The following is a 17,594-nucleotide window of genomic DNA, read 5'->3' as shown; positions in this document are numbered from 1 at the left end:
AGAAAGATGAGGACAACTCCTTCCATGTTCACCACACGATCATCGGGCAGGCTCCGCGCCACCCTCGCCCTGCTGGTTCTCGCGCTGATCGCAGCGCTCACCGGCTGCGGCACCTCGTCGGACGACACCGCCGCACCCAGCGGCCCCCGCGAGGTCCAGACTCCGAAGGGCCCGGTCTCCGTCCCCGCGGATCCGCAACGCATCGTCGTGCTCAACGGCACCCTGGCGGGCTACCTCTACGACCTCGAGGCGCCGGTCGTCGCCGCCGACCCGCGTCTGCTCGGCGTCGCGAGCAAGCCGGGTGAGTTCCCGACGGGCTGGGCCGAGGATGCGGCGAAACAGGGCACCAAGGCCCTGCCCACCGGTGAGAACATCAACCTGGAGTTCATCGCCGCCCAGCGCCCGGACCTGATCATCGGCGGCGGCCAGGGCTACCCGGCGCAGCAGTCGGTGAACGCCTACGACCAGCTCAGCGCGATCGCCCCGACCGTGCTGGTGCCGACCGAGACCACCTACTGGCAGGACCAACTGCGGGTGATCGCCGACGTGGTCGGCAAGCCGTCCGAGGTCGACCAGCTGATCGCCAACTACAAGGACAAGCTGGCCAAGGCCAAGAGCTCCATCAAGGCGCCCGTGGGCAACGCCGTCGTCATGCAGTCGCTCAAGAGCCAGAAGCCGACCGCGTTCGTGCCCACCGCCGCACTGCCCACGCTGCTCTCCGAGGTCGGCTTCACGCTGGACCGTCAACTGGAGAGCAAGGCGGGCAACCCCGCTCGCGAAGGTAGCGCCGACTTCATCAGCTTCAGCCCGGAGTTGCTGAACACCGCGGTCGACGCGCCCGTGCTGTTCATGATCCCGCTCAACGGCGGCCGGAGCCTGGCCGAGCTGCGGGCCGACCCGATGTACGCGTCGCTGCCCTCGTTCAAGGCGAACACCGTCTTCGAGCTGCCCGCGACCAGCTCACGGCCTGACTACCGCACGGTCATGACCACGCTCGATCTGCTCGTGGAACGCTTCAAGTGACAGCGGTCGGCGGCCTGCTCATCGACATCAGCCCGCTGCGGACCTCGCGTCCGTTCCGGTGCGCGTTCGCGGCGCGGCTGGTGTCGGTGCTGGGGCTCGGGCTGCTCATGGTGGCCCTGCCGTTGCAGGTCTATCAACTGACCGGCTCGACCCTGCAGGTCGCCGGCATCGCGACAACCACCGCGGCCGCGTTGTTCGTCGGCAGCCTCGCGGGCGGTGTGATCGCCGACCGTTACGACCGGCGCAACGTGATCCAATGGTCGCGCAGCGCAGCGGGTTTCGGCTTCCTGATCCTCGGCATCAACGCGGTGCTGCCGGATCCGATGCTGTCGGTGATCTATCTGGCCGCCGTCATCGACGGACTCGCGGGCGGCGTGAGCGGCTCCGCGTTGATGGCTCTGGTTCCGATGTTGGTCGGTCGCGAGAAGATCGCGGCGGCAGGCGCTTTGACCGCGCTCACCACCGACCTCGGCACCATGATCACGCCCGCGATCGCCGGCGTGCTCGTCGCGCAGACGGGGGTGTCGGTCGCGTTCTTCCTGTGCGCGGGCGCCACCGTCGCCACCGTCGGGCTGATCACGGCGATCGGGCCTGCGCCCCCGCCGGCCCGCGACCTGCAGAACCCGGTGCGCGAACTGGCGATCGGCATTCGATTCGCGATGCAGCACAAGACTATTCGCATCATCCTGCTCACCGGCCTGCTCGCCATGCTCGTCAGCGGCCCGCTGGTGCTGTTGCCCGCCTTCGCCGAGGTCGAACTCGGCGCGGGCCCCGGCACCCTCGGCCTGCTCTACGCCGCGCCGGGCGCCGGTGCGGTTCTCGGCTCGCTCACCAGCGGCTGGATGAGTCGCACCCGCTACAACGGGCTCGCCCTGCTGATCTCGCTGGCCCTCATGCCACTGGGCGTGATCGCCGCCGGACTGTGGTCGCACGCGGCGCTGGTGTTTCTCGGGTTGGCCGGATTCGGCCTGGCCAGGGCGGTGAACATCGTGCTGCGCTACACCCTGCTGCAACAGCAGGCGCCCGAGGAGCTGCGCGGCCGGATGGCCGGACTTCTCATGGTGCAGTCGGTGACCGGCACCGCGATCGGTTCGATGGCCGCCGGTTTCGTCGGCCAATTCTTCGCACCGGGTTCCGCGCTCGTGTTCTACGGCGTCGCGGTCCTGGTTCTCACCGGCGTGGTGGCGCTTGCCGCCGGGCCGCTGCACGGAAAGGAACAGCAGTGACAGATCGCAGTGGCTATGCCGCGCGCATCGCCGACGTGCTCGCCAGTGAGCACGGCGCCAAGGTCCCGTATCCGATCGGATTGCAGGAAGTGGAGGTGATCCGCACGGTGGCGGTCGGGGCAGGGCTGCTCAGGATCACCTTCGGCGGACCCGATATCGCGTCCTTCCACAGCTATGTGCCGGATGAGCATGTGCGCCTGGTATTTCCGTGTGAGGACGGGGTGCTGCGGCTGCCCGCGCGCGACGGTCAGTCACTCGAGTGGGGCAACCCGCGCCCGGTGTCGCGCGAGTACACGGTGCGCCGCCACAGCATCGCCGACAACGAACTCGATATCGATTTCGCGATCCACCCCGGCGGCTTGGCCTCGGAGTGGGCGAGCGCGGCGACCCCGGGCACCAAGATCCACATCGCGGGCCCTCCCGGTGGCGTCGTCGTCCCGGAGTCCTACGACCGGTTCCTCTTCGTCGGTGACATCACCGCGCTGCCCGCCATCGCGCGCTGGCTGGAACGGCTGTCGCGGACCGCGCGGGGCTGGGCCTTCATCGAGGTGACCGGGCCCGAGGAAGAGATCGAGATCGACGCGCCGGCGGGCATCGAGGTGCGCTGGCTGCACCGCGGCGACCTGGAGCCGGGCACCGGCGACGCGCTGGAGAAGGCGGTTCGCGGGGTGGAAGTCCCTGCCGGGCACAGGGTTTACGCCTGGGTCGCCGGCGAGGCGGGGTGCCTGCGTGGCATCCGCAAGGTGGTGCGCGGCGAACTCGGCATCGGTCCCAAGGACTCACTGATCGCCGGGTACTGGAAGCGCGGCGTCGCCGACTTCGATCGAGAGGAATGAGCGATGACCGACGAACAAGTCATCTCGGATGTGGCCACAGCACTGGGTGTCGACCGATCCGAGCTGGCCGCCGATACCGACCTGCTGGACGCGGGCCTGGACTCGGTTCGCATCATGTCGCTCGTGGAGAAATGGCGGTCGGCCGGACATGCAGATATCGACTTCCCCACGCTCGCCGGTGATCCCGTGCTCGGGTCGTGGATCGAACTGCTGGCCTGATCGCGTGCTGCGGGCCGGGGGCGGCTCGAAATCCGCGCCGCCCCCGGCTCGGTCAGGTGCCGTGCGCCCCGTCGGCGAGTGCCTGCCGCAGATCCTTGCGGCTGGTCTTGCCGACGCCGGTTTCCGGGAATTCGTCGACGACCACCACCGTGTCGGGCATCTTCCACGCCGCCACTCCGCGCGAGCGCACGAACTTGCGCACCGAGATCAGCGTGGGTCGCTGTGCGGGGTCGATCGGCTGGACGAAGGCGCAGATGCGTTGACCCAGGACAGGATCCGGCGTTCCCACGATGACGGCGTCGCGGACCGCGGGATGTTCGAGCAGGTGCGCCTCGAGCTCTTCGGCCGATACCTTCTCGCCGCCACGGTTCACCCAGTCGCCCGCGCGGCCCGCGACCACGAGATTGCCGTCGGGGCGCACGGACACGATGTCGCCGGTGCGGTACCAGCCGTCGGCGGTGAAGCTGCGGGCATCGGCGTCGGGGTTGTCGTAGTAGCCGCGAATGGTGTACGGGCCCTGCGTGATCAGGTTCCCGGTCGACCCCGGCGCCACCTCGACGCCGTTGTCGTCGACGACGGCGAGCTGGTCGTGCTCCGACATCGGCCGTCCCTGTGTGCTCACCACCACGTCGATCGGGTCGTCGAGCCTGGTGTAGCAGACCAGACCCTCGGCCATCCCGAACACCTGCTGCAAGGTCACGCCGAGCGCGGGACCGATCCGGCGGGCCAGCTCGTCCTGGCACCGTGCCCCGCCGACCTGGAGGACCCGCAGACTGGACAGGTCGGGGGTCTCGCCCGCCTCCGCGCGCTCGGTCCACAGCCGGGCCAGCGGGGGCACCAGACCCGTGATGGTGACGCCGAACCGCTCGATCAGCGGAAAAGCCGTCGCCGGAGTCGGATCCGGCGTCATCGCGACCGCACCACCTGCCCACAGTGCACCCAGGATGCCCGGCGAACTCATCGGGAAGTTGTGCGCGACCGGCAGTGTCGCGAGGTAGACAGTGGCGCTGTCGAGTTCACAGATCTCGGCGCTGCGGCGCACGCTGTACAGGTAATCGTCGTGGGTACGGGCAATGAGCTTCGGGATGCCGGTACTGCCGCCCGACAGTTGCAGAAACGCCACATCACCGGCCGACGGACCCGCCGATTCGGTAGGGGTGTCCCGGTATTCGTCGATACCGTGCGCGTCCTCGGGCAGCGACTCACAGTCGACCAGCACCAGGTGACGCAGACTCTCGACCTCGCGGCGCACCTCGGCGGCCAGCGCCGCGTAGTCGAAACGCTGGTGGGTGCCGCAGGTGATCATGGCCTTCGCCGCGGCGGCATGGGCGATCGGCACCAGCTCGGCCTTGCGGTGGGCGGGCAGACAGAACACCGGCAGCGCGCCGAGTTTGAACAGCGCGAAGATCACCTCGACGAATTCCGCGCGGTTGGGGAGCTGCACCAGCACCCGGTCACCGGGCGCGATACCGAGGCGGGCCAAACCGGTGGCGAGCGAGCGGGAACGGCGCTCGAGCTCGGCATAGGTCCAGCTGTTCGCGTCGTCCAGGACCGCGATCCGGTCCGGCGCCACGTCCGCGCGCGCGGTGAGTACATCGCCGAATGTCTCACCGGTCCAACAGTTCTGCTCTCGATATCGTTGTGCCAGCTCAGCGGGCCACGGAGTGAATCCGGGGAGCACGGGATCGGTCAAGTCGAGCACCTCTTTCCAGCGGATCTTCGAAGTTCCTCGCCGGAAGCTGTAAGGGAAGCTAACCAACCGACGATGAAATCAGGTTAGGCTAACCTCATGCATAGTGGTGAGTCCAGAGGGCGAATCGTTGTCGTCACCGGCGCCGCCGGGGGAATCGGCGCCGCGATCGCCGCCCGTTTCGCCGGCGAAGCGGGAGTTCTCTCGCTCTGGGACCGCGACCCCGCCGTCCACAAGGTCGCCGCCGCACTGACGGCACGATCCGCTCATGGCGTCGACCTCGATGTCAGCGACGGCGCCGAAGTACAGGCCGCCTTCGACCGTCTCACCACGGAATTCGGAACACCCGATGTCGTCGTGCACGCGGCCGGGCTCATGGTCGGCGGCTCCGCACTCGAACTCGACCCACAAGAGTGGGCACGCTGCCTGACCGTCAACGCCACCGGCACGATGCTGGTCACCCAGCGCGCGGCCGCCGAGATGGTCCGCGCCGGTCGCGGCGCGATCGTGGTCGTCTCCTCGAACGCGGCCGCCACGCCACGCGTCGGAATGGCCGCCTACGGCGCCGCCAAGGCCGCCGCCACCGCGTTCACCCGCTCGCTGGCCCTGCAAGTCGCGCCGCTCGGCGTGCGGGTGAACCTGGTCTCGCCCGGTTCCACCGATACCCCGATGCTGCGTGAGATGTTCGGCGGCACCGTCGACGACGCGGCCGAGAATGCGCTGCTCGACGGCGACCCGAGTGTCTACCGCCTCGGAATTCCGTTGCGCCGCATCGCCACTCCCGCCGATATCGCGGGCTCAGTCCACTTCCTGGCGTCCGAGGACGCCCGCCACATCACGATGCACGACCTGCGGGTCGACGGTGGCGCAACGCTCGACATGTGACCGAGAGGAATGATCACCATCAGTACCGACAGCTCAGACCCCGCTTTCCTGCTGTCCCGTCCGCAGCGGACCGTGTCCGCCACCGCGGGCGGGACCGTCTTCCGCTCGGCACACGACGCGATCACCGCACTGCGCAGCGGCCGGATCAGCCACATCGTCGGCGCGCTACCGTTCATCCCCGGCGCGCCGACCGCGCTGTGGGCGCCGGATTCGGTGACGATCACCGAAGCGCCGCACCGACCCGGTTCGCGGACGCTCCCCCGCTTCGAACTCGATGCCGCGCTGCCCGCGCCGGAGGAACACCGCCGACGCGTCGCCACCGCTGTCGAACTGCTCGGCAATCCCGCGCATCCGTTGCGAAAGGTGGTGCTGGCCCGCGCCGTTCGTGCTTGTGCGCCGAAAGCCGTTCGAGCACTGGACATCCTGGATTCGATGGTCGCCTCGGATCCGATGTCCAACGGGTTCCTGGTCGACCTCTCCGCCGCCGGCGGACGCTATCCCGGCCGTCATCTGGTCGGCTCCAGCCCTGAGATCCTGGTACGCCGCAACGGAAGTCAGGTTCTGAGCCACCCCCTGGCAGGCTCGGCCCGGCGAATCCTCGACGACAGCAGCGCCGACCGCACCGCCGCCGACGCACTGCTCGCCTCCACCAAAGACCATGCCGAACACCGCTTCGTGACCGACCAGGTCTCCGCCGTGCTGCGCGACCGCTGCGCCGAAGTACACACTCCCGCACCAGAACTCATGGCCACGCCGGCGATGTGGCATCTGGGCACGCCGATCACCGCGACGGTCCCGCTCGCCGGACCGTCGGCACTGGAGTTGGCAGTGGCACTGCACCCGACCCCCGCCATCTGCGGCACACCCACCGCGGCGGCCGCCCGGCTGATCGCCGAACTGGAGGGCGAACGCGGCTTCTACGCGGGCGCGGTCGGCTGGTGCGATGCCGACGGCAACGGGGAGTGGATGGTGAGCATCCGCTGCGCCGAACTGTCCGCCGACGGCACCACCCTGCTCGCCCACGCGGGCGGCGGAATCGTCGCCGCCTCCGACCCCACCGCCGAATTGGCCGAGACCACCGGCAAATTCCAGCGCATCCTCGGGCCGCTCGGTATCGCCGACCTGCCCGTCACCGTCGGCTGACCCCGCCGACCCCAACGCTCAACGGAGATTCCCCCATGCCCATTCCCCCGATCGCGCCCTATCCCATGCCGACCGCGGACGAGTTCACCGCCGATCAGGTCGACTGGACCGCCGACGCAGGCCGTAGCGCACTGCTGATCCACGACATGCAGCAGTACTTCCTCGACGCCTACGACCTCTACCGCGATCCCGCGCGCACCCTCATCGCCAACATCGCCACCCTGCGCGATCACTGCCACCGATTCGACATCCCGGTCATCTACACGATGCAGCCCGGCGACCAGCATCCGTCGCGACGCGGGATACTCGCCGAATTCTGGGGCACCGGCATGTCCGAGGGCGCCGATACCGAGGTGATCAACGCCATCGCCCCCGACCCACAGGACATCCAGGTCACCAAGTGGCGCTACTCCGCCTTCCAACGCACCGATCTGCGTGAGCTACTCGGCTACTACGGTCGCGATCAACTCCTCATCACCGGCGTCTACACCCACATGGGCTGCATGCTCAGTGCCGCGGAAGCGTTCATGGGCGACGTGCGCCCCTTCCTCGTCCACGATGCCACCGCCGACTTCAGCCGCGACGATCACATCATGGCGCTGAACTACGTCGCCCGCCGCTGCGGTGCCGTCACCAGCACCGACGATCTGATCCGTCAGCTCGGCACCACGAAGGTGGATTCCACCGAACGCCGATCGTGAGACGACCGTCGGCGGCCTGCTGATCTAGCGCGCCGACGAAGCCCAAGTGGCCGACACTCGCTGGTCGCCGACGCCATCACCGGCGCTGGCCTCCTCGCCGGAGTGAGTGATCGGGATCTTGGGAAACGCGTGGGCGTGGTGGCGCCCGATCCAGGTCAGCAGCTCCTCGCGGACCGCGCACCGCAGATCCCACGCATCGTCGGCATCGGCGGCCGACATCGTCGCGCGCACGACGATGTCGGTCGGCGTGCTGTCGGTTACCACGAGATTCCAGCTGCGGCCGTCCCATTCCCGGCAATCGCGCAGGTAGGTGCGCAGGTGCTCGCGCAGCGCGGGCACCGGGGTGCTGTGGTCGAGGTGCAGCAATACTGTGCCGGTGACCTGCGAGCCGCCCCGCGACCAGTTCTCGTAGGGCTTGCTGTTGAAGTAGGACACCGGCATGGTGAGCCTGCGATCGTCCCAGATCCGCACGGTCAGGAAGGTGAGGGTGATCTCCTCGACCGTGCCCCACTCCCCTTCCACGACAACGGTATCGCCGATCTTGACCGAGTCGCCGAAGGCGATCTGCAGCCCGGCCATGAGATTGCTCAATGTCGACTGGGCGGCGACACCGACGATGATGCCGATCACGCCCGCCGAGGCCAACATCGACGTGCCGAGGGTCCGCAGACTCGGGAACAGCAACATGATGGCCACCGCGGCGGTGGTGACCACCAGCACCGAGGTGACGATGCGGCGCACCAGTCCGAACTGCGTGCGCAATTGACGCACGCGCGAAATCTCGCCGGCGCGTTGGGCATAGCGACCCAGCAGGCTGTCGGCGACCACATCGGTGGCGCGGATGACCAACCACACCGCGGCGATGATGGCCGCCGTCGCCAGGAAGTTCCGGATCACCCCGTCCTGGCGCAGGTCGAGTTCGGCAAGCGGATAGACCGCGTGCAACGTGCCCGTGCCGAGCAGCACCTGAAGCGGCAGTTGCAGTCGCCGCAGCGACGGCAGATGAACGCCGGGACTGCGGCGCGCCGCGTAGCGCAGCAGACGCTCTACCAGCAGACCCACCGAGACCGTGATCGCCATCGTACCGAGCAGCACGATGATCGGCCGTAATATCTCCTCCACGAGATCGAACTCCTCTCGTTGTCGGCTCGCTTCTGCTGCGGCATACCCACTCCCACTACCGACAGACATGACCGTCTGATGGCGAGTCGCGGTCGGCACAACGACAACAGGCTCCGCTGTTCGACGAGAACAGCGGAGCCTCTTGCGGATGTATTCGGCTGTCTTACAGCGCTTTCAGTTCCTCGGTGACAGCACCGACGGACTTCTTCGCATCACCGAACAGCATCGAGGTGTGATCGGCGTAGAACAGCGGGTTGTCGATGCCGGCGAAGCCGGAGTTCATCGAGCGCTTGAGCACGATGACGCTCTTGGCCTGGTCGACATTGAGCACCGGCATACCGTAGATGGGGCTGGACTTGTCGTCGCGGGCCGCCGGGTTGGTGACGTCGTTGGCGCCGATGACCAGAACCACATCGGTACGGTTGAACTCACCGTTGATGTCGTCCATTTCCTTCATCGCGTCGTAGGACACCTCGGCCTCGGCCAGCAGCACGTTCATGTGACCGGGCATACGACCGGCGACCGGGTGGATCGCGTACTTGACCTCGACGCCCTTGGCCTCGAGCAGCAGCGCCATCTCCTTGACCGCGTGCTGGGCCTGGGCCACGGCCATGCCGTAGCCGGGAACCACGATCACCTGGTTGGCGTAGGCCATCTGGATCGCGGCGTCGGCGGCGGAGGTCGCCTTCGCGGTCTTGGCCTCACCGTCACCCGAACCCGCCACCGCGCCGCCGCCACCGAAGCCACCGGCCACGATCGCGGGAATGGAGCGGTTCATGGCCTTGGCCATCAGGTTGGTGAGGATGGTGCCCGAGGCGCCGACGATCATGCCCGCGACGATCATCGCGGTGTTGTTCAGCGCCAGACCGGCGGCCGCGGCCGACAGACCCGTGAGCGCGTTGAGCAGCGAGATGACGACCGGCATATCCGCGCCGCCGATGGGCAGCACGACCATCAGGCCGAGCACACCGGCGAGCACGAGCAGACCGATCATCCACAGCTGCGAGACGCCACCGTTGTCGGCACCGAGGCCGATCACGACGGCGCACACGATCGCGCCGACGAGCAGGATCAGGTTCAGCGGCTGCTGCAAGCGGCCGACGCTGATCGGCTTGCCGGACAGGATCTCCTGCAGCTTCGCGAAGGCGATGATCGAGCCCCAGAAGGAGATCGAGCCGATCACCGCGGCGAACAGCGAACCGATGATGATGTGGATGGTCGGGGTTTCGTGCAGCTCGGAAAAGCCCGCGCTGTCGACGAATTCGGCCCACGCGATCAACGCGACGGTGCCGCCGCCGACGCCGTTGAACGCCGCGACCAGCTGCGGCATCTCGGTCATCTTGGTGCGGATGGCGGGCGGAACACCCAGTGCCACACCGACGATCAGGCCGGCGGCGATGAGAATCCAGTTGAGCAGAGCCGCGTGCCGCACCGAGATCAAGGTGGCAACGACCGCGATACCCATACCGACAGCGGCGATCTGGTTGCCGCGCACGGCGGTCTTCGGGCCGGTCAGACCCATCAGGCCGTAGATGAACATGGAGAAGGCCACGATGTAGAGGCCGTTGACCAGATAGGTCATATTGTCGACTGCGTGCATCACTCGGCCGCCTTCTTCTTACCCTTGAACATGCCGAGCATGCGGTCGGTGACCACGAAGCCACCGATGACGTTCAATGTTCCGAACACCACAGCGACGAACAGGATCACCTGCACGAGCAGCGAGGGGTCCTTCACATTGCCCAGGGTCACCAGCGCGCCGAGCACGACGATGCCGTGAATGGCGTTGGTGCCCGACATCAGCGGGGTGTGCAGGGTGTTGGGGACCTTGGAGATCACCGCGAAGCCGACGAAGCCGGACAAGACGAGGATCGCGACATTGGCGAGAAGTTCGGTGTACATCAGGCTTCCACCTCACGGGTGACACAGGAATCCGCCAGGACCTGATCCTCGAAGTCGGGGGCGAGCTTGCCGTCGACCAGCATCAGTTCCAGCAGCGCCGAAATGTTCTTCGAGTACAGCTCGGAAGCGTGCTCGGGCATCGTGGCGGGCAGGTTCAGCGGCGAGGCGATGGTCACCTCGTGCTTGACGACGACCTCGCCGGGCTCGGTGAGTTCGCAGTTGCCACCGGTCTCACCGGCCAGGTCGACGATCACACTGCCGGGCTTCATGCCCTCGACAGCGGCGGCGGTGACCAGGCGCGGTGCGGGACGACCCGGCACCAGCGCGGTGGTGATCACGACGTCGAATCCCTTGATGGCGTCTTCGAGCGCCTGCTGCTGCTGGGCCTTCTCCTCGTCGGTGAGTTCGCGGGCGTACCCGCCTTCACCGGCGGCGTCGATTCCCAGATCCAGCCACTGCGCACCGACCGAGCGCACCTGATCGGCGACCTCGGGACGCACGTCGTAACCAGTGGTCCGCCCGCCCAGACGCTTGGCCGTGGCCAGCGCCTGCAGACCGGCCACACCCACACCGAGCACCAGCACGGTGGCCGGCTTCACGGTGCCCGCCGCGGTGGTGAGCATCGGGAAGAACCGGGTCGACTCCGACGCGGCGAGCAGCACGGCCTTGTAACCGGCCACGTTCGCCTGCGAGGACAGCGCGTCCATCACCTGCGCGCGCGAGATACGCGGAATCGCCTCGACGGCGAAGGCCTGCACACCGGCAGACTTCAGCGCGCCGATCTGATTCTCGGCATTGCGCGGCGCCAGGAAACCGATCAGGGTCTGCCCGGAGGACAGCTTGGCCACCTCGGCATCGCTGGGCGGGGCCACCTTGACGACGACCTCGGCCGACCACGGATCACCGATGGTCGCACCTGCCTCTACATAGGCAGCGTCGGGAATGAGAGCGCCGAGGCCGGCACCGGCTTCCACGATCACCTCGACACCCTGCTTGGACAGGGTGGGGATGATCTTGGGCACCAATGCGACTCGCCGCTCACCCGGGCCGGATTCGCGAACGACTCCGACCCGCGCTCCGCGCGGCGAACCCTCGCCCACGTTTTGCGTTGTCTCCACTAGTCAGACTTCCTTTTCGTGCTGGCTTCGAGCCTGGGAACAACGGGGCGCCGAAGTTACCTGTGAGTAAGTTCGACTGAAATCCTCGCCACTGTACTCGGCTCGCGGTGAGCCTAGCCGAGATGCCCGTCACATCGGAGAACTGGACTGACGACCACAAAACGGACACCACCGACCTGATCACCTCTGACAACGGCCTCCCGACCCGGTAGACACCGGTCGGCGCGCGCACCCGGATTCGTCGCCGCAGGTGGGACACACAAGACCACAGGCCCGCGCCGATCACTCACCGAGGCGCCCGAGCACCGCAGCGTCACACGGGACGTGACGCGGGTCATGACGACGGACCATTCGGCTGTCGCGCGACCCAGATCACACCGTAGGGTCGAGGCCGTGAACGACTGCGCCTTTTGTTCGATCGTGGCGGGTGCCGCACCGGCAACCATGGTCTACTCCGACGACGCGGTGTGCGCGTTCCTCGACATCCGTCCCATCACCCGCGGCCATACCCTGATCGTTCCCAGGGTCCACGCGACCGAGCTCGACGATCTCGATCCCGAACTCGGCGCACAGATCTTTCGCACCGGCCACCGTCTCGCCCGCGCCCTACGCGTGAGCGGGCTCGCGAGCGACGGGGCCAATCTCATCCTCAACGACGGCACCGCCGCGTTCCAGACCGTCGGCCACGTCCACCTGCATGTGGTCCCTCGCAAACACGGTGACAAACTCACCTTCGCCAAGGGTTTGCTGCTGCGTCGTCCGCACGAACCGAATTCGACCGCAGCGGCGATCCGCGCGGGCCTCACCGCGCTCGACCGGAGCGATGCAGAAGGAGCACAGGGATGACCCAGACGCCGGGGCGCGAGCAACTCACCGATCTGCTCGCCGAACAGTGGGAAGCCATCGCGCTGCTGGTCGCCGACCTCGACGAAAAGGCTTGGCGCCGAATGTCTCCGCTGCCCGGCTGGACCCTGTTCGATGTTGTCGCGCATGTGGTCGGCAGCGAGTCCTGGCTGCTCGGCGAGACGCCGCCGCCGCATGATCCGTTGCGCCCCAAGGACGATGTTCGAACGCTGCCGCATGTGCGCAACGAAGTGGCCGTGCTCAACGAGATCTGGGTCGACCGGTTGCGCCCGCTGTCGGGCAAGCGCCTGCTCGCGCTGTTCGACGAGACCACCGAGCGTCGCCGGGCCGCGCTGGCCGCCATGGACGACGAGGCCTGGCAGGCCTCGACCGTCTCGCCGGTCGGGCAGGTGCCCTATGGGCGCTTCATGCGGGTGCGGCTGTTCGATTGCTGGATGCACGAACTCGACCTCGCCGACGGGATCGGCCGCAGCGTGCCGGAGGGTGGCGCGCGAGCCGAGACCGCGTTCGCCGAACTGACCATCGGCCTGGGCCGCGCGGTGGTGAAAGGCGCCAAAGCGCCGGATGGTTCGCTGATCACTCTCGATCTGACCGGGCCGGTGACCAGGCAGGTACATCTGTCGGTAGAGGGTGGGCGCGGCACGGTTCTCGACGAGATCTCCGGCGAGCCGACTACCCTGCTCCGGTTGGACTCCGGGCTCTTCGCGCGGCTGCGCGGAGGGCGTACAACGGCTGACCGGCACCCCGGCGAGGTGGTCGTCGAGGGCGATACGGCGCTCGGTGAGCGACTCGTGCGGAATCTGGCGTTCACCATCTGATGCGACTTTTCCTGGCGTCGTACAGGTTCGGCGGTTTCGCCGATCGGCTCGTCGGGCTCGTCGGTGCGCCGGGGCGGGTGGCGGTGATTCCGAACGCGTGTGACGCGTGGCCGGACGCCTGGTCGTCGGCGGTGACGAGCGATGTGAAACCGCTGGAACAGCAGGGTTATTCGCCGGAAGTGCTGGATCTGCGCGAGTACGTGGGACAACCGGAACGGCTGGAACGGCATCTGCGCGGGTTCCCGATGGTCTGGGTTCGCGGTGGCAATACCTTCGTCCTGCGCGCGCAATTCGCCCGCAGCGGTGCGGATTCGGTATTTGCCACCCTGTTGCGCGAAGACGCGCTGGTCTACGCGGGCTACAGCGCGGGCGCGTGCCTGCTGGGACCCGATCTGCACGGACTGGAAACCATGGACGACCCCGCCGAGGTCCGGCCCGCCACCGGTATCGAACCACTGTGGGACGGACTGGGTGTGGTGGATCGTCGGCTGGTGGTCCATCTGGACTCTCCCACCGACCCGGACGGCGACTCCGCCGCGATGCTGGCCCACTGCGTCGCCGAGCAGATCCCGCATTGGGCACTCACCGACGACGACGTGGTCCTGGTCGACGGCGATCGGACCGAGGTACTCAGGGGCTGAGCCTCACGCAGCGGTCGGTGCGGCCACCGCCGATGTGCGGCGGAAGACGATCCAGCGCATCGCGCAGTACATGTACACGGCCTCACAACCGCCCGCGAGCAGCCTGGCCAGGTGGTATTCCAGGCCGAGCGCGGCGAGACCGGAGCCGACGCCGAGGATGAACGCCAGGTAGTTCACCAGGACGACGACCACATACACCGCGGCCTGCTTGCCCATCGGCGCGTGGGAGTGGAAGTTGAAGGTGCGGTTGAGCAGGAAGCTCAGCCCGAACGCGACGATGTAGGCGAGGGTGATCGACAGCCAGATCGGCAGGCCCAGCCCGCTGTGCAGCAGCGTGAGCAGCAGCAGGTCGACACCGAAGGTGAAGCTGTTGATCAGTGCGAAGCCGAGGAATGTCGCGGGCACATACCGGTCGAGGCCCCACGGCAGGCGGGCCACGACCGCCTCGCACCAACGGGTGAATCGGTCGGCCACCGACTCGGTGACACTCGCCTGATGGTCCACGCGGCCAGCCTGCCAGCGGCAGATGAAGCCAGGGTGAGCAACCGGCAAACGGGCGGGCCGAGCAGCTAGCGGCTGACCGCCGCGAACGGGCGAGTATCGAACGAGGCCCATGCGGCGAGACAACGGCGACGGGTGAGCTCGTCGGCCTCGGCGAGCAGGGCATCACGCAGCAGCGCGGGGTCGGCGCTCCAGCGCGCGGCGATCTCGGCCATCGCGCGGACGTCGAACATCCCGGTCGCTTCCAGCGCGGACAGCCACTCCTGATGGACGCCGGAGTGGACACAATGCATCGCCTCGGTGTCGAGGCCCGCGTCGGCGAACTCCGCGGCCAGCAGAGCACCCACCAGCTCGCTGCGGTCCTGCGGTTGTTTCATCATCGCCAGTCCTCCCTACGAAAAGCGGTGCGGCGCAACGGCGTCGCATGATCGATGCGCGCGGAGCGCACCCGTGGAGCAGAACTCGAAACACGCTGGGCGGCGAGGCGATTCACCATCGAACACACCCGGTACGGGCATTGTGACGGATTGGACGGCGTATACACCAACGGGGCGCGCCAGATCACATCGATGCCGAGATTTCCTTGTTCGGGCCCACATCACATCTGGTCGATCACCCGGGCGATGTTCGCGTGACTCCCTGGTGCGCTATCGACCAGGACGAACTGCCCGCGGCGGAGGGGGTGTGCGGGTTAGCGTGAACACGTGGACGAGCCCAGCGGTGACCTCGATTCGTTGATTTCGGCGCTGTCGGACGGGGCGGTCGTCATCGACCCCGATCTGCTGGCGGGCTACCGGCAGGACTGGGCGCGCGATCCCGATGCGGGCACGCCGCTGGCGGTGGTGCGGGCGCGCACTACCGCCGACGTCGCCGCCACGCTGCGGTGGGCGCACGCGAACAAGGTGCCGATCGTGCCGCGCGGGGCCGGGACGGGTTTGTCCGGCGGAGCGACCGCGGTGGACGGCGGGATCGTGCTCAGCACCGAGTTGATGCGCGAGATCGACGTCGACACGGTGACCCGGATCGCGGTGGTGCAGCCAGGGCTGCTCAATGCCGAGGTGAAGCGGGCCGTCGCCGAGGTCGGTCTGTGGTACCCGCCGGACCCCTCCTCTTTCGAGATCTGCTCGATCGGCGGCAACGCGGCGACCAACGCGGGCGGGCTGTGCTGCGTGAAGTACGGCGTGACCACCGACTATGTGCTCGGCATGGAAGTGGTGCTCGCCGACGGGACCGTGGTGCGGCTCGGCGGGCCGCGGCTCAAGGATTCGGCCGGGCTGTCGCTGACCAAACTGTTCGTCGGAAGCGAGGGCACGCTCGGCGTGATCACCGAGCTCACGCTGCGGCTACTGCCCGCGCAGCCGCCGCAGTCGACCGTCGTCGCGAGCTTCGGCTCGCTCACCGCGGCGACCGACGCGATCCTGGCGATCACCTCGACACTGCGGCCCGCCATGCTCGAATTCATGGACACCGTGGCGATCAACGCGGTCGAGGACGAGATGCGAATGGGGTTGGACCGCACCGCCGCCGCCCTGCTCGTCGCCCGCTCCGACGCACCGGGCGAATACGCCGGGCAGGAAGCGCAATTGATGGTGGGGCTGTGCGAGAAAGCCGGGGCGACAGAGGTTTTCCATACCGCCGATGCCACCGAAGGTGAAGCGTTCACCGCCGCACGCCGATTCGCGATTCCCGCGGTGGAGAAGATCGGGCCGCTGCTGCTCGAAGACGTCGGCGTACCGCTCCCCCGCCTCGGCGATCTGATCGCCGGGGTCACCGCGATCGGTGAACGCAACGACGTGCTCGTGTCGGTCATCGCGCACGCGGGCGACGGCAACACCCACCCGCTGATCGTGCACGACCCCACCGACCCCGACCACACCGCCCGCGCCCACCGCGCCTTCGGCGAGATCATGGACCTGGCCATCGCCCTCGGCGGCACCATCACCGGCGAACACGGCGTCGGCCGCTTGAAAAAGGCCTGGCTCCCCGACCAGGTCGGCCCCGACGTCATGGCCCTGACCCGCCGTATCAAGGACGCCCTCGACCCCGAAGGCATCCTCAACCCCGGCGCGGTCCTCTGACCGGGTTAGCATCTCCAGGCATGACCACCAGGCTCGAGCACAACGTCGACGACACCCGCTACGAGATCTACCACGACGATGTCCTCGCGGGGTACGCCGACTACGCCGAACGCGAAGACCCCAAGGTCCGCGACTTCCACCACACCATGACCTTCCCCGAATTCCGGGGCCGGGGAGTAGCGGCCGAGGTCGTGAAATACGGCCTCGACGACTCCCGCGCACACGGCTACCAGATCATCCCCACCTGCTGGTACGTCGAAAAGTACATCGCCGAACACCCCGAATACGCCGAACTCGTCCCGTAATCCGACGCGGTCATCGCGTCTCGTTTTCGGTGCTGCCGGCCACATTCGTATTGTGAACCGAACTGACCCACCAACTGTCGTTCTGTTCCGTGAAAACCCATGTTCCGCGGTTGGTTACGGAGAAATTCGACGTCCGCAGTGTCTGTTCGACGTTGACGATCGCATGCCCTCCGGCAAGCAAACGCGCGGCGAGAATCGTGTAGTTCGCTTCGGCATCCGGGATGTTCCGCAACGCGGTGAGATGGTAGGCGTGCAGCTCATCCCAGCCTACAAAGACAGCGCCCGCCGGATTGATGAAAACCACGTCGTCGGTGAAGACGCTGTCGAAGGCATCGGCATCCTTCGCCGCGAGTGCCGCTTCGAGACTGTCGAACACCTTGGTGATCGTGGCTAGAACGAGGTCCTGATCCGTTGCGACTACGGCGGCCTTCGGGCGTGCGCTCTGCGTATCGACAGTCATCGTTCCAACATACGTATTCCGGCTGCTATCGGTACGAATCCGCTTGTCTCCGCACAGCAATC

20 protein-coding genes are annotated in these 17,594 nt (G+C 67.4%); 12 read left to right on the top strand and 8 right to left on the bottom strand.

The window, feature by feature from the left end; translation table 11 throughout:
• Positions 1 to 24 precede the first annotated feature (24 nt).
• Genes OHS03_RS33645 through OHS03_RS33630 form a run of 4 tightly spaced genes read left to right on the top strand, consistent with a single transcriptional unit; the run spans position 25 to position 3,304 of the window.
• Entirely contained in the window at positions 25 to 1,023 is a 999-nt protein-coding gene (locus tag OHS03_RS33645; RefSeq protein ID WP_328659578.1) for an ABC transporter substrate-binding protein, read from the top strand.
• Positions 1,020 to 2,249: an enterobactin transporter EntS gene (gene entS, locus OHS03_RS33640; RefSeq protein WP_328659576.1), complete on the top strand. Its 1,230-nt coding sequence runs from the start codon at positions 1,020 to 1,022 to the stop codon at positions 2,247 to 2,249. The genes OHS03_RS33645 and entS overlap by 4 nt, the downstream gene beginning before the upstream one ends.
• Positions 2,246 to 3,085, top strand: a complete 840-nt coding sequence (locus OHS03_RS33635; RefSeq protein WP_328659575.1) for a siderophore-interacting protein — start codon at positions 2,246 to 2,248, stop codon at positions 3,083 to 3,085. Before entS ends, OHS03_RS33635 begins: the two co-directional genes overlap by 4 nt.
• A gap of 3 nt (positions 3,086 to 3,088) precedes the next feature.
• Entirely contained in the window at positions 3,089 to 3,304 is a 216-nt protein-coding gene (locus OHS03_RS33630) for a phosphopantetheine-binding protein (protein WP_056818004.1), read from the top strand.
• Between the two features lie 52 nt (positions 3,305 to 3,356).
• On the opposite strand, the gene OHS03_RS33625 is transcribed toward OHS03_RS33630, so the two are convergent.
• Entirely contained in the window at positions 3,357 to 5,006 is a 1,650-nt protein-coding gene (locus OHS03_RS33625) for a (2,3-dihydroxybenzoyl)adenylate synthase (protein ID WP_328659572.1), read from the bottom strand.
• An 87-nt stretch (positions 5,007 to 5,093) separates the two neighbouring features.
• On the opposite strand from OHS03_RS33625, the gene OHS03_RS33620 reads away from it, so the two are divergent.
• Genes OHS03_RS33620 through OHS03_RS33610 form a run of 3 tightly spaced genes read left to right on the top strand, consistent with a single transcriptional unit; the run spans position 5,094 to position 7,723 of the window.
• Positions 5,094 to 5,879 carry an SDR family oxidoreductase gene (locus OHS03_RS33620; RefSeq protein WP_328659569.1) on the top strand — a complete coding sequence of 262 codons (786 nt, stop codon included), beginning with the start codon at positions 5,094 to 5,096 and terminating at the stop codon, positions 5,877 to 5,879.
• Positions 5,880 to 5,888: 9 nt separating this feature from the next.
• Positions 5,889 to 7,022 carry an isochorismate synthase gene (locus tag OHS03_RS33615; protein ID WP_328659567.1) on the top strand — a complete coding sequence of 378 codons (1,134 nt, stop codon included), beginning with the start codon at positions 5,889 to 5,891 and terminating at the stop codon, positions 7,020 to 7,022.
• A gap of 35 nt (positions 7,023 to 7,057) precedes the next feature.
• Positions 7,058 to 7,723, top strand: coding sequence for an isochorismatase family protein (locus OHS03_RS33610; RefSeq protein ID WP_328659565.1), 666 nt, complete (start codon positions 7,058 to 7,060; stop codon positions 7,721 to 7,723).
• Positions 7,724 to 7,747: 24 nt separating this feature from the next.
• Here OHS03_RS33610 and OHS03_RS33605 read toward each other — a convergent pair whose 3' ends face one another.
• The 4 genes from OHS03_RS33605 to OHS03_RS33590 all read right to left on the bottom strand — a co-directional run bounded on the left by OHS03_RS33605 (position 7,748) and on the right by OHS03_RS33590 (position 11,865).
• The gene (locus OHS03_RS33605) at positions 7,748 to 8,845 is read right to left on the bottom strand and encodes a mechanosensitive ion channel family protein (RefSeq protein WP_328659563.1); all 1,098 of its coding nucleotides are present in this window, start codon (positions 8,843 to 8,845) and stop codon (positions 7,748 to 7,750) included.
• A 163-nt stretch (positions 8,846 to 9,008) separates the two neighbouring features.
• Positions 9,009 to 10,427 (bottom strand): NAD(P)(+) transhydrogenase (Re/Si-specific) subunit beta, encoded by a 1,419-nt coding sequence (locus OHS03_RS33600; protein WP_062984528.1) that lies wholly within the window; start codon positions 10,425 to 10,427, stop codon positions 9,009 to 9,011.
• A gap of 17 nt (positions 10,428 to 10,444) precedes the next feature.
• Complete coding sequence (locus OHS03_RS33595; protein WP_328659561.1) at positions 10,445 to 10,747, bottom strand: NAD(P) transhydrogenase subunit alpha part 2; 303 nt, start codon at positions 10,745 to 10,747, stop codon at positions 10,445 to 10,447.
• A complete protein-coding gene (locus tag OHS03_RS33590; RefSeq protein ID WP_194826076.1) occupies positions 10,747 to 11,865 on the bottom strand; it encodes a Re/Si-specific NAD(P)(+) transhydrogenase subunit alpha in 1,119 nt (372 codons plus the stop codon). Before OHS03_RS33590 ends, OHS03_RS33595 begins: the two co-directional genes overlap by 1 nt.
• A gap of 393 nt (positions 11,866 to 12,258) precedes the next feature.
• On the opposite strand from OHS03_RS33590, the gene OHS03_RS33585 reads away from it, so the two are divergent.
• The 3 genes from OHS03_RS33585 to OHS03_RS33575 are packed head-to-tail and all read left to right on the top strand — an operon-like array spanning position 12,259 to position 14,188.
• Positions 12,259 to 12,711, top strand: a complete 453-nt coding sequence (locus OHS03_RS33585; RefSeq protein ID WP_328659559.1) for an HIT family protein — start codon at positions 12,259 to 12,261, stop codon at positions 12,709 to 12,711.
• Positions 12,708 to 13,547 (top strand): maleylpyruvate isomerase N-terminal domain-containing protein, encoded by an 840-nt coding sequence (locus OHS03_RS33580; RefSeq protein ID WP_328659557.1) that lies wholly within the window; start codon positions 12,708 to 12,710, stop codon positions 13,545 to 13,547. Before OHS03_RS33585 ends, OHS03_RS33580 begins: the two co-directional genes overlap by 4 nt.
• Complete coding sequence (locus tag OHS03_RS33575) at positions 13,547 to 14,188, top strand: Type 1 glutamine amidotransferase-like domain-containing protein (protein ID WP_062984375.1); 642 nt, start codon at positions 13,547 to 13,549, stop codon at positions 14,186 to 14,188. The genes OHS03_RS33580 and OHS03_RS33575 overlap by 1 nt, the downstream gene beginning before the upstream one ends.
• Before the next feature lie 3 nt (positions 14,189 to 14,191).
• Here the strand turns inward: OHS03_RS33575 and OHS03_RS33570 are convergent, their stop codons facing one another.
• Positions 14,192 to 14,692: a GtrA family protein gene (locus OHS03_RS33570; RefSeq protein WP_328659555.1), complete on the bottom strand. Its 501-nt coding sequence runs from the start codon at positions 14,690 to 14,692 to the stop codon at positions 14,192 to 14,194.
• Positions 14,693 to 14,757: 65 nt separating this feature from the next.
• Positions 14,758 to 15,069, bottom strand: coding sequence for a hypothetical protein (locus tag OHS03_RS33565; RefSeq protein WP_328659552.1), 312 nt, complete (start codon positions 15,067 to 15,069; stop codon positions 14,758 to 14,760).
• Positions 15,070 to 15,393: 324 nt separating this feature from the next.
• Here OHS03_RS33565 and OHS03_RS33560 point away from each other — a divergent pair, with 324 nt between their 5' ends.
• A complete protein-coding gene (locus tag OHS03_RS33560) occupies positions 15,394 to 16,767 on the top strand; it encodes an FAD-binding oxidoreductase (protein WP_328659551.1) in 1,374 nt (457 codons plus the stop codon).
• A 20-nt stretch (positions 16,768 to 16,787) separates the two neighbouring features.
• Positions 16,788 to 17,072 carry a GNAT family N-acetyltransferase gene (locus OHS03_RS33555; RefSeq protein ID WP_328659549.1) on the top strand — a complete coding sequence of 95 codons (285 nt, stop codon included), beginning with the start codon at positions 16,788 to 16,790 and terminating at the stop codon, positions 17,070 to 17,072.
• Between the two features lie 10 nt (positions 17,073 to 17,082).
• Here the strand turns inward: OHS03_RS33555 and OHS03_RS33550 are convergent, their stop codons facing one another.
• On the bottom strand, positions 17,083 to 17,532 hold the full coding sequence (locus tag OHS03_RS33550; RefSeq protein WP_328659547.1) for a YybH family protein: 450 nt from the start codon (positions 17,530 to 17,532) through the stop codon (positions 17,083 to 17,085).
• Positions 17,533 to 17,594 lie beyond the last annotated feature (62 nt).

Source organism: Nocardia salmonicida (assembly GCF_036142455.1).
Taxonomy (GTDB): domain Bacteria; phylum Actinomycetota; class Actinomycetes; order Mycobacteriales; family Mycobacteriaceae; genus Nocardia; species Nocardia salmonicida.
Note: the sequence above shows the minus strand (reverse complement) of the source record. Positions and strands in the feature narration are given on the sequence as shown.